This window comes from Enterococcus sp. LJL51 (assembly GCF_054871795.1).
Window position 1 is genome coordinate 140,675 of the sequence record NZ_JBTXLW010000010.1, and the last position, 11,270, is coordinate 151,944.

The window sequence follows — 11,270 nt, forward strand, 5'->3', positions numbered from 1 at the left end:
AGTCATGAAAAAGGCATTGATTATGGGGGCAAGCGGAGGTATTGGAACCGCAGTTGCAAGACAGCTGGCAGCCGCCGGCTGGTCATTGTACTGCCACTATCATGAAAATGAGGAAAAGGTCGAAAATTTGATTAGAAACTTTCAAAATTGTTATCCTCAGCAAGAATTTTTTATGGTATCCTTAGATATGTTGGAAGAACAGCAGTTTCCAACTTTTTTAGAACAATTATTTCAGGTAGACGCTGTAGTTTTTGCCAGTGGTTTTACCTATTATACATTGCTGGAAAATCAGACAAATCAAGAAATTGAAAATCTTTTACAGATTCACTTGAAAGCACCCATGCTTCTTTGTCGGGATTTGCAGAAAAAACTGAGTAAGAGCGGTCAGGGTCGGATTCTTTTTATCGGTTCTGTTTATGGTCAGTATGGCAGCAGCATGGAAGCTGTATATAGCGGTGTGAAAGGCGGACAAGAAGCGTTTGTCCGAGCCTATAGCAAAGAGGTTGCCAGCTTAGGCATCACTGTGAATATAGTAGCTCCAGGAGCGGTTCAAACAGAGATGAACAAGCAGTGGACAATGGAAGAAATTCAGCAATTGGAAGAAAATATAGCAGTAGGCAGGATGGCTCATCCGGATGAGATAGCTGGAATAACGGCTTTCTTGCTTTCTGATCAGGCAAATTATATAACCGGAGCGACCATTCCCGTAAATGGGGGATGGTATTGATATTTTAGAAAGACTGGAGAAGATGAACGAGTGGCCAGCGTTAATATAGGACAGAGACTACGAGAAGCACGACTACAAATGAATATGTCGTTAGATGAGCTGCAGCAGATTACGAAGATCCAAAAGCGCTATTTAATGGCAATTGAAGAAAATAATTTTGATTCCATGCCTGGGACTTTTTACGTGCGTGCCTTTATTCGCCAGTATGCCAATGCGGTGAACCTTGATGGTGAAGAGCTAATCAACTATTTTGACGGAAAAGATCTCCCGGAAGATGTTGAACTGGCAGCGGAGTATAAAACGCTGGAAGAATCCAGAATACAGATTTATGAAGAAGAACGGGAAAGCAGTCTATTCAAAAGCCTACCAGCAATTATTTTATCACTGTTTGGACTAGCTATTGCGATTGTTGTGTTCTATATTATGTGGCAGGATCAAAAGGCGAATCCGATTATTGAGCCGCCTGCTTCTACAATTACAGTGGAACGTTCTTCTGAGAGCAGCTCTTCTGTTGAATCAACAAGTACCTCATCTTCTGAAACAAGCAGTTCTGTACAGGAAAGCTCAACGACTGAAAGCAGTGAGGAAAAAACAGCTAATGTTGTGTACCAAAGCGAAGCGAATAGAGTTGTTAATTTAAGTGCTACTGACGTAGATACACCTGCGAAATTCAGTTTTACTGCAACCGAAGGGAACTGCTGGGCCGGAGTAATTATTGATGGCGCGTATGTTTTCCAGTCAACTGTACCGCAGGGACAAACGCAGGAATTTGAGATACCAGCTGGTGCGACGAATGTCACTGTGGCATTGGGCGCTTCAGAGTATATGGATATGAAGCTAAATGGACAGCAGGTTATTTTTAACCCGAACGATACAGGGATTGGTGAACGTAATCTCTTATTTACCATTGCCTATAAAGAGCCGCAACAATAGTAACAGATGTTTTGGCTCTAAGTTTAAAATTAGAGAATAAATAGAGGTTGTGACAGAAGTGTTCAGCTTCAAGCAATAAGGCGGAAATTCCGAAAATTGTTCTACAAATTTTTGCGAATTTCCGCCTTATTGTCGAAGAAGTTACTTCTGAAACACCGTTTATCCGGGTTTAAGGGACTGAGGCATACTAATGTCACAGCCCCTCTTATTAAGAGTCAGCTGTATCCTTTAAAAAAAGAGATAGCTATGCGTTGATTTTCTCCAGTTTAGTGAGAGGTGTCAAGGGAATAACAAGATACAAAGTAAATCAGGTATCACTTTATTGAGAATTTAGATGGTTTATCGTGACAGGTTATGTCGGATGACGTAAAATAGAAAAGGAAAGCGAGGAATGAGCGTTGAACTTACCTAATAAATTAACTGTACTTAGAATTTTTATGATACCAATTTTTATTTTGGTAGTTACTCTGCCTTTGGATTGGGGCTCAATCACTGTTGGGCAAACCGTGCTGGAAATCACCCAATTGGTTGGGGCAGTGATTTTTGCGATTGCCAGTATTACAGACTGGCTAGATGGAAAAATTGCCCGGGCAAGAGGATTAGTGACTAATTTTGGAAAGTTTGCTGATCCGTTAGCAGATAAAATGCTGGTAATGACAGCGTTTATTGTCTTAGTTGGACAAGGCAAAGCGCCTTCGTGGGTTGTTGCAGTTATTGTCTGTCGTGAACTGGCGGTTACAGGTTTGCGTCTGCTTCTGGTAGAACACGGGGAAGTGATGGCAGCTGCGTGGCCAGGTAAAATTAAGACAGCTACTCAGATGGTGGCAATTATTCTATTACTGATTAACAATATTCCTTTCAATCTGATGGGACTGCCGGTTGATTTGATTATGCTGTACACTTGTTTGATTTTTACAATATACTCCGGTGTAGATTATTTTATTAAAAATAGTGAAGTATTTAAAGGTTCAATGTAGAAATGGATTGAATAGAGGACGTATAAGAGGGGCTGCGGGACAGCTTCTCTTTTTTAGAAATTTTTATTTACACATAGTATCTGAAAAAAGAGGTGGGTTAGTGATTAAGAAAATTAGAAATCACAGAGGGGAATTATCTGAAGCTTTAGGGTTGGTTTGGCGAACTTTTATGGAGTTTGAAGCAGTTGATTACTCTAATCAAGGAGTTCAGGAATTTAAAAGCTTTATTTCTTTACCTGAAATCAGTAAGAAGCTTGAGAATAACGAACTCTTCATCTGGGGATACTATGAAAAAAGTAAGCTTTTAGGTGTTATAGCAGTTAGAGAACCCTTTCATATTTCCTTATTGTTTGTTGACAAGGCGTATCATCGTCAGGGAATTGCACGAAGACTTTACTCTAAAATGATCGAAGATTATTCAAAAAATACGAACTGTCAGATAGTAACGGTTAATTCTTCACCTTATGCAGTGGAAGCCTATCTTAAGTTAGGATTTACAGCTGCTGGTACAGAGAAAGTAATTAATGGAATTCGTTTCATTCCAATGGAAAGAAACCTATCCGACAAATGAAAAAAGCAGCGACTCTTTTATATGAAGAGAGCTGCTTTTTTCTTATGAAGCGTGCAGTAATGAACTAAAGCTGTATCAAATTGATACTCTGCTTTGTCAAAGCAGCGGTAACGTAATTCATCGGACAGATTGTCTGATGCTGCAGTTTCAGTGATACTTTCAGAAATAGCTGCATTTGGTTTAACAGTCGCCGGTTTCTTCTTTAACCAGCCAAATAGTGTCATTTACTTTCTCCTAAAACGGCAGCCAAGGACCTAAAATGAAGGTTCCTCCACCTAATAGAATAGCGGCAAGAATTAATGTAATACCTAAAATGAAGGCTGTCTGTCTATGAGAGGTTGCCCGTCTTCTGGAACGCTTCGTTTTACTTCCTGTAGTTCCAGCATACATCAATAAAAGAACTGCTATTACTAAAAGTGCTGCTACAAGCGCATACTCTTTCCAAGCCTGCTTAATTTTACCAAGTAGAGAGCTGTCAGCTGTGCTGCTTTTTGTCTCTGCTTCTTCCTTTGCCTTTTTGTCTTCCTTTAGCTGATAAGGGATACTTGGTGCTGGAATACTCGATGAGACTTGATTCAGCTGGTTAGATAAAAGCAGCTGTTGGTTGTCCGAGAGAATATATTCAGGCTGCGTCCCTTTACGTAACAGACCAAAAAATTCTTGATCAAGAATAATTTCTTTATTATTGATTGTTTGTGTTCCTGCATCCAGCAGCTTTCTATATTCAAATGTATTGAAACCATAGTCGAATAACGCATTACCAAATGCATGCCGCTGATTTTCGCTTTCAGCATCTGTCCAGTCACCTACACCAAGGACTACTTCAATTAGACGCATGCCGTCTCTTGTAGCGGTTGCTGCGTAGTTATAGGCTGCTTCCGGACTAGCACCAGTCTTGAGACCATCTTCGCCCTCATAGCCGTATAATCCGCCGGGAATTGATTTGTTGGAGTTTTCTAAAAGCTCAGCGTATTCTGTATTTTCCATCACCGTAATCTGCTGTTTGTTAGTGTACTCCAAAACCTCCGGATGATTTTTCAACAGATGATAAAACATCAAGGCCAAGTCCCGAGCGGTCGATACATTATCAGCCTCTGGATCAATCCCCGCAGGCGAGTAATAGCCGTTAAAGGCACTGGCTGCTGCCCCGCTAGGATTGTAAAAGGTAGTATTTGTCATCCCCAGCTCCTGTGCCTTTGTATTCATCATTGTGATGAAGGCGGCTGCATCATTATTTGTTACTAGGTTTGCCAGCATGACAGTTGCTGCATTTGACGATGCCATCGTAGTCATATATAGCAGATCAGTAACGGGATAAGCAACACCAGAAACAATAGGTGAATTACTTAACTCATAGATTTCTGAGATTGCCTGGTCACTTTCAGTTGCTGTGACTGTCGTATCTAGCGTAATCGTTCCCTGCTTGATGGCGTCAAACAGCAGATAAACTGTCATCATTTTGGCGATACTCGCCGGATACCAGGTCTGATCAGCCTGATCTTCCCAGATGACCTGTCCGGAGCTGGCATCGATGACAATAGAAGCAGCAGGACGATAGAAATCATCAACGGTATAACCTGCATTACGGGTAATCGTCATGATATCCTCTGGAGCAGGTGCTTCCTCAGAGGATGTCATGGTTTCACTGTTTGTTATTTCAGATTGTCCAGTACCTTCTTCTGCATAGCCGGTCAAACCGGGTAGAATGGAAGCAAAAGAGAACAGCAGGCTTAATAAGAGAGCCAGATGAATTTTCTTGTTTTTGTACATAGTTACTCCTTTTTCTTAGTTTTTTGGATGTAAGATATCAGCGACAAATAATCTTTCGCTAGTGCTCATCAGCGATGGTGTTTCCAGATACTCCCAGTTGTCACCGTAAATATGATTGAGTCTGCCTTCTTCATCAAAGGCAAAATATACCATATCCTCCTGATCATTTGTCAGAACATATTCTATTTCATTATAGTTCAACTGTACGCTATAAAACCAGCCATTTCGGAAATTTTCCAGCTGTTGACTGTTCATTTTGGTTTGGAAATTCCCTTGCTCATCTATATTTAAGCTTTTTCGAAATTCAGGTGTCAGAAAAACAGCTAAATCGCCTAAATTTCCTGTTTGATTTTCGGTGAATAAGTAATCTTTAATGAAACGCGTAGTCACTTCCTGTGTGTCTGTTTCTGAGAAATTAATCAGTTTTGTAAGTTCAGCTTCGGAAAGGTCATCCCAACCAGTGCTGTAAACCGCTTCAATACATTTTTCCAGCTCATCTATTTTTAATAAGTGGAGACGTTCATCTTTATAGTAAATTGTAATATAGCGTTTCATTTCATAGCCGTCTAATCTGGAAAAATAACGGATATCAGTATCTGAGTAGTCCAACTCTCTCTGACCAGCTAAAGAAGCAAATTTTTCTTTTAAATCTTCTCGGATAAACAGCTCATCTGCTGCCGACAATACCTGATCTACAGTTAGGGTGGAGTAAAAATGACTGATAAATCGCTTCGCCAGCCGCAGTTGTTCTTCTTTCTGATTGAGCTGATGAGCTGTTTGCGCTAATGTCTGGCTGTAAGGCATGTCTGTCACTATTGGGTTCACAATAGGTGTTTTTGGCGCAGTGGAGTTCGCACGTGAAATACTCATTATTACTCTAATCACTAAAACTGAGATAGACAGCCACCACCAGATGTTTCCTGAAGAACTTTTGTTGGCAGCAGCAGTCTGTTTGCGTGCTTGTTTATCATTTTGCAAAATAAGCTTTAGTTCGGTTTGTTTCTCTGTGGGTAACAGCTTCTTATTTATTTTATAAGTAGTCAGCAGTTCAGCTTGTTTATTATCAGGCAGTTTTTGCCATTCTATAAAGGCTTCTGTCTGCTGATTCTGATGATAGAGAATCAAACCATAAAGCAGACTGTACATATTTCCTGAAAAAATCAATTCTTCCTTTTTCCACCTATAATGGCGTGTGGCAGCATCTTTGTTTTTAAGAATAACCGTCTCGTAGTAATTTCTCAGAAAAGCGGTTGTCTGATTACTATGGAATTTTTCAGCTTGTGCTAATAAGTCAGCAAATTGCTCCGCCTGTTCTTCAACGAGGATGCCGTCTCTGTGCTGCAAAAGCTCCAACAAAAGTAAATTGTAGATATCGCTATCTTCTTTTGTAAGGTCGAGACATTTGGCTGTTAAGGTCTGAAAATCACTGCTGTAGACTGAACCTCTCATCAGCATCAGGTAAGCCTGAAAACGCCAATAAAAATACTGCTCTCTGTAATCAGCGGGAATTGCACGCCAAATAGCAAAGGAAAAATCAGGCGCAAAATGAATCGGCATGATAACGTGATGAAAATCAGGCGCAAGAACTCCTGTTGGACCATCGCCGTTAATCAAGCTGTCTAAATCAAAAATATCAAATAAATAGCTGAGAACTTTTTTAGAAAGCCACATATAATTTTCTGCTAAGAATTGCTGAAGTAAATAGACATTTTCCCAATACTCTTCTTTGCTCCAGTCAAACATGGGGTCTGTCAGCTCTTCCCACAATGCCAAATCATCGTAGTAGGCATGAGTCTGTTTGATTTTCTCCAGTTCAAGAGAGAAAATTTTCAGTTCACCCCAGTCTGTAGTGCTAAGGTTGTTTGACTCTGATTCTTCTTCCAAATCATTTAGTTTGCTGTTCGGCTCTGCTGCTGTTTGTATACTGTCCGCAGTGTCAGCTTTACTTGAAGAGGCATAAGCTAATGCCTGGTCAAAGGCAGCTTTCAGCTGTTGAAAAGCGTCGATTTCCTGATCGATTTTTAATGTCTTTAGTTTTTCAGCATATGCTTTTTTGATTCTCTTTTTATCTTGTGTAGCTTCGATGCCTAGTATTTCCCAAATGTTTATGTCCATAGCTGCTGCTCCAATTCATTTAACTGCTGCTGAAGCTTTGCAGACAGACGTTTGACTTCCAAATCATTCTGTTTATCCAGTGTATGCTGGAATTCTAAAATAAGGGATTGAATATACGCCCTCTTATCTCCTAAGGCTTCTGCATAAACACGTTCCAACCGTGCTAAAAGCAATCGGTTTTCAGCACGATCCCGCGGATGGATTTTTAAGCCTTCCATCTTTTTTAAGCTTTCCTGAAGCTCAGCTTCTGTTAGCTTGCCAGGATGACTCTCGATGATCAGCTGAGTTGTCTGACCCTGAATGTCTGTAACAACAACTTCCAAAACACCATTAGAATCGTAAGTAAAGCGGCAGTCTACCGGTGTTCCTCCTGGTCCGGGCGGGACAGAGACCATCAGCTCACCAATTTTTAAGTTATCCTTGACCATGGGATGCTCGCCTTGATAGACTGAAAAATCGACTTTTTCCTGATTGTCTCTTACAGTATAGAAAGTTTCAATTCTGCTGACTGGAATAGTCGTATTCCGCTCAATAATTGGTGCAAAAACTCCTTCGGTATAGCCATTTGGTCCGCGGCTGATGATATCTACTCCTAGCGTATGGGCACAGACATCAGTCATCATCATTTCATTTACCATTTCACGTTGTGTTTTTAGTGCTGCCTGAATGCCGGCACCGCGTCCCACAGCTTCATCAGGATTAATCTGTGTGTAGGGAATAACCTTAAGCAGCCGAGAAAAATAATTGCGAATACTAGGATTTTTCGTTGCTCCGCCAATCAGGATTACCTGATTGATATCCTTTATATCCATATGGCTATCACTAAGCACTCTGCCAACCGGCTGACGCATGCGCTTCAAAAGAGGCAGACATAGGTTTTCGTACTCCTGAATAGTCAACTCGTACTCATAAATGGTTTGATTTACTTCAAAAGAAAAGCTGCTTTTAGGCTGAGAAGAGAAACTAATTTTTAGCCCTTCAGCTTTTCTATAGAGAACCGCTTGCACTGCTGCGGGCAGCACCTGATCAGCTAAACCATGCTTATTCAAACAATCATGGACGATAATTTGTGTGAAATCCTCACCGCCCAGGTTGTTGTCGCCAGAGATAGCTTCTACCTGCATCACTCCAGAAAACATTTCCAAGAGAGAGACATCAAAAGTCCCGCCGCCTAAGTCGACAACAAGAATTGCCTGATCCTTATCCTCATGCAGACCATAGGCCATAGCTGCAGCCGTTGGTTCGCTAATCAAGTTCTGAACGTCTAAGCCTGCTAATTTAGCCGCTTCAATCGTTGCTTCCCGTTCAATATTATTAAAATAAGCTGGTACACTGATAACCGCTTGTGTACAATCCTGCTCTAGATAATTCTCTGCATCTTCTTTTAAACTTTTTAGGATTAAAGAAGACAACTCAACTGGAGAAAAAGAATGTATGCCCAACTCATAATGCTTAGTAGTACCCATAAAACGTTTAAAAGCAGCTGCTGTCAGCTGAGGGTGACTAATCAGCCGTTCTTTGGCAATTTCACCAATTAAAACTTTTCCGTCATCATCAATTCCAACAACTGATGGAGTCAACACTTTGCCGAATCGGTTGGGGATTAGCTGAACCTGTTCGCCATCCCAATAAGATACTACACTGTTCGATGTTCCTAAGTCTATTCCAATCATTTTTAATACCCCTTTTATTTTTTAATACACATAACTCTATTTTATCGGAAATGGGGGGAAATATGGATACTTTTTTTACTTTTTACTGAAGTTTATAGCTAAACAAGAGTAGGATAGTCGAAGGTACACCAGCCCTTATAAAATCCAGTAAATTAGAGTCCTCAAGCAGCCCCTTTTGAAATAAGCCGAAATATACGGAAAATAGCTGCTCTTCTATTTCCAGTAAATTTCGACTTATTTTTCACAGCTGAATACATTTTGGATAACTTTTGTTATTTAAAATGTATTCACATAAAAAGCGTCAAAGTCTGGTATATAAATAAATTCCCAGACTTTTAGTATGCCTAAAACCGAATGAACGGTATCCAGAAACCACCCCTTGGTTAATTGAGTTTATATGGAAGTAGTATCAGAAGTTCCTGTAAGTCCTGATTAGAAGAAATTTCAAAAAGGATACTGCGCCCTTCAGCATAGACTCGTGTTTCTCTAACTTTATCTTTCAAGATATCTGGTCCGTCGCTATTCAAAAAGGACTGAACAGCAGCTTCTCCTAGAACAATTGTTGCTCGAAACGAATTTTGACAGGGTTGACGATAGAGAAGTACGCGTTTTTTCAAGCTATTAATCCATGTCCAGCCAGCTTTTTTTGTTGGAAATTTCCAATACCCTGTCATTTCAGCAGCTATTTTAAATAATTCCTCATCTATCTGCTGCCATAATGTGGACGCATCGCCTAGCACCTCATAGAGTTCTGTAATCTGCGGCTCTTGTTCTTTATTGTCAAAATAACTGATAGTCATTACTTTTCTCCTTTTCCACCAGTATAGCCTGTTTACTTGACCTACTTCAATGGTTTTCTGTTTAAAATTTTTAAGGCAATAAGCAAAAAACTTTAACTTACTAAAAGTAAGTGATATTCTGTTAATGAACTACTGATATAAAAGGAGGAATACTTATGCTAACACAAACTTTTTCAATAGATAAAACTGCTCATACCGGCATGGTAGGGTTGAAAGTTGCTGATCTTACAGGACAAATTGAATTTTATACATCAGTCATTGGTTTAACACTACTGGAATTCAATACAGAAACCGCCTTATTAGGTGTGGAGGGACTGCCTCTTCTGATGCTGAGAAAAGTTGAACAGCCAAATCGTAGAGAAAGAAAGGCTGGGTTGTACCACATTGCTTTTCTGCTTCCGGAACGTAAGGATTTGGGCAACACCTTGTTTAGCTTACTAAAAAAAGAAGCAGCGATTATTGGCGCTTCTGATCACGGCTATAGTGAAGCACTTTATCTGGAAGATCCGGAAGGGAACGGGATTGAAATTTATCGGGATAAACCGAAGACTGAATGGTCTATTCAGCCGGATGGTCGAATTTCAGGAATCACTGTGGAAATGGATGCAGCAGGCGTACTAGCCAGCCGAGATGAAGCAACCGACAAATTTCCTGCTGGTACTACAGTGGGTCACGTTCATCTCTCTGTAGCAGATTTGGCCAAAACAGAAGCTTTTTATATAGAAGCACTCGGCTTAGGATTAAAAGATCATTTCGGTAGTCAAGCCAGTTTTTTTGCCGCTGGCGGATACCACCATCATATAGGAACGAATGTGTGGCTGGGCAAGGAGCTGCCGGCACCGAAAGAAAATGATTTAGGTCTGGATTACTTTACTCTAGTTGTTTCCAATCAGGAAGCATTTCTTAAAGTCAAAACGAATATTACAGAGTATGGGCTTACCTTTTTAAAGGAAACATCAGATGAGCTTGTTCTTCTTGATCCTAGCGGGATTACGGTGAGGATTGAACAGAAAACAGCTAGCAGCGGTTTTGCTAAGAGTTGAAAAAACAATAACAACTAAGTAATGGAAAAGATAGAAGAGATGCAGAGGATGGGACAAGAGTGTTTAGTCCCGAGAACCAAATAGGTACTGTTTAACATCAGCTCGTTCCTCATTGTGTTTCTCAGCAATAAGAAGAAATTCACGAAAATGACAAGAAACACGAATGTGAGCCAGTCGATGTTGACTGATTCCTACCTGGTGTTTTTCAAATTTTTGTGAATTTCGGCTTATTTTTGAAGGTTTTGCTCCTGCGGTTACTCGTCACAGTTCAATGCTGGTATGTGCTACTGCTCCCACCGTTTATCCGAATTCCACGTGAGTGGGAGTGGGACAATAGTCAGAAGAAAATCTGATTATTTTCTCACTTTTTTAATTTTAGGGTACACAAAAAGCACGCAACCGTGTAAGATTAAAGTGACTAAACCAAATCAAAAGGAGCGTGCTTTTATGTTTAAAGATTATACCATTAATCAAACGATTTTACCATTAGAGTTGGAACAGTTTATTCCTGAAACGGATGTCGCTTTTGCGGTTAATGCCTTAGTCGAAGCCATGCCGCAAACACTCTTTAATAAATTAGAAGAACAATTAGGCCGACCGGCCTACCACCCGAAGATGCTATTAAAAATTATTCTGTATGCGTATACTCAGCGTGTCTTTT

General features: G+C 40.3%; 11 protein-coding genes. 6 read left to right on the forward strand and 5 right to left on the reverse strand.

The window, feature by feature from the left end; translation table 11 throughout:
* Positions 1-4: 4 nt before the first annotated feature.
* The 4 genes from ymfI to ACYSNQ_RS10795 all read left to right on the forward strand — a co-directional run bounded on the left by ymfI (position 5) and on the right by ACYSNQ_RS10795 (position 3,208).
* A complete protein-coding gene (gene ymfI, locus ACYSNQ_RS10780; protein ID WP_426083232.1) occupies positions 5-727 on the forward strand; it encodes an elongation factor P 5-aminopentanone reductase in 723 nt (240 codons plus the stop codon).
* 30 nt (positions 728-757) lie between these two features.
* Positions 758-1,660, forward strand: a complete 903-nt coding sequence (locus tag ACYSNQ_RS10785) for a helix-turn-helix domain-containing protein (RefSeq protein WP_426083235.1) — start codon at positions 758-760, stop codon at positions 1,658-1,660.
* A gap of 398 nt (positions 1,661-2,058) precedes the next feature.
* Positions 2,059-2,637: a CDP-diacylglycerol--glycerol-3-phosphate 3-phosphatidyltransferase gene (gene pgsA / locus ACYSNQ_RS10790; RefSeq protein ID WP_426083237.1), complete on the forward strand. Its 579-nt coding sequence runs from the start codon at positions 2,059-2,061 to the stop codon at positions 2,635-2,637.
* Positions 2,638-2,737: 100 nt separating this feature from the next.
* Positions 2,738-3,208: a GNAT family N-acetyltransferase gene (locus ACYSNQ_RS10795; RefSeq protein ID WP_426083238.1), complete on the forward strand. Its 471-nt coding sequence runs from the start codon at positions 2,738-2,740 to the stop codon at positions 3,206-3,208.
* A 17-nt stretch (positions 3,209-3,225) separates the two neighbouring features.
* On the opposite strand, the gene ACYSNQ_RS10800 is transcribed toward ACYSNQ_RS10795, so the two are convergent.
* The 5 genes from ACYSNQ_RS10800 to ACYSNQ_RS10820 form a co-directional block, all read right to left on the reverse strand.
* Positions 3,226-3,432 carry a hypothetical protein gene (locus ACYSNQ_RS10800; protein ID WP_426083240.1) on the reverse strand — a complete coding sequence of 69 codons (207 nt, stop codon included), beginning with the start codon at positions 3,430-3,432 and terminating at the stop codon, positions 3,226-3,228.
* Positions 3,433-3,442: 10 nt separating this feature from the next.
* On the reverse strand, positions 3,443-4,978 hold the full coding sequence (locus ACYSNQ_RS10805) for a DUF1958 domain-containing protein (protein WP_426083242.1): 1,536 nt from the start codon (positions 4,976-4,978) through the stop codon (positions 3,443-3,445).
* Positions 4,979-4,993: 15 nt separating this feature from the next.
* The gene (locus tag ACYSNQ_RS10810) at positions 4,994-7,093 is read right to left on the reverse strand and encodes a hypothetical protein (protein ID WP_426083244.1); all 2,100 of its coding nucleotides are present in this window, start codon (positions 7,091-7,093) and stop codon (positions 4,994-4,996) included.
* Positions 7,084-8,766: an Hsp70 family protein gene (locus tag ACYSNQ_RS10815; RefSeq protein ID WP_426083246.1), complete on the reverse strand. Its 1,683-nt coding sequence runs from the start codon at positions 8,764-8,766 to the stop codon at positions 7,084-7,086. Before ACYSNQ_RS10815 ends, ACYSNQ_RS10810 begins: the two co-directional genes overlap by 10 nt.
* A 383-nt stretch (positions 8,767-9,149) precedes the next feature.
* Positions 9,150-9,566 carry a DUF3788 family protein gene (locus ACYSNQ_RS10820; RefSeq protein ID WP_426083248.1) on the reverse strand — a complete coding sequence of 139 codons (417 nt, stop codon included), beginning with the start codon at positions 9,564-9,566 and terminating at the stop codon, positions 9,150-9,152.
* A 149-nt stretch (positions 9,567-9,715) separates the two neighbouring features.
* Here ACYSNQ_RS10820 and ACYSNQ_RS10825 point away from each other — a divergent pair, with 149 nt between their 5' ends.
* Together ACYSNQ_RS10825 and ACYSNQ_RS10830 are read left to right on the forward strand one after the other, a co-directional pair.
* The gene (locus ACYSNQ_RS10825) at positions 9,716-10,609 is read left to right on the forward strand and encodes a VOC family protein (protein WP_426083259.1); all 894 of its coding nucleotides are present in this window, start codon (positions 9,716-9,718) and stop codon (positions 10,607-10,609) included.
* Positions 10,610-11,056: 447 nt separating this feature from the next.
* The coding region (locus ACYSNQ_RS10830) for a transposase (protein WP_461731384.1) at positions 11,057-11,270 on the forward strand (214 nt) is incomplete at its 3' end.

What these genes read in the sequence shown, in the direction of transcription:
- ymfI (WP_426083232.1), top strand. Translation starts at nt 5, where the DNA reads ATGAAAAAGGCATTGATTATGGGGGCAAGCGGAGGTATTGGAACCGCA.
- ACYSNQ_RS10800 (WP_426083240.1), bottom strand. Translation starts at nt 3,432, where the DNA reads ATGACACTATTTGGCTGGTTAAAGAAGAAACCGGCGACTGTTAAACCA.
- ACYSNQ_RS10805 (WP_426083242.1), bottom strand. Translation starts at nt 4,978, where the DNA reads ATGTACAAAAACAAGAAAATTCATCTGGCTCTCTTATTAAGCCTGCTG.
- ACYSNQ_RS10810 (WP_426083244.1), bottom strand. Translation starts at nt 7,093, where the DNA reads ATGGACATAAACATTTGGGAAATACTAGGCATCGAAGCTACACAAGAT.
- ACYSNQ_RS10815 (WP_426083246.1), bottom strand. Translation starts at nt 8,766, where the DNA reads ATGATTGGAATAGACTTAGGAACATCGAACAGTGTAGTATCTTATTGG.
- ACYSNQ_RS10820 (WP_426083248.1), bottom strand. Translation starts at nt 9,566, where the DNA reads ATGACTATCAGTTATTTTGACAATAAAGAACAAGAGCCGCAGATTACA.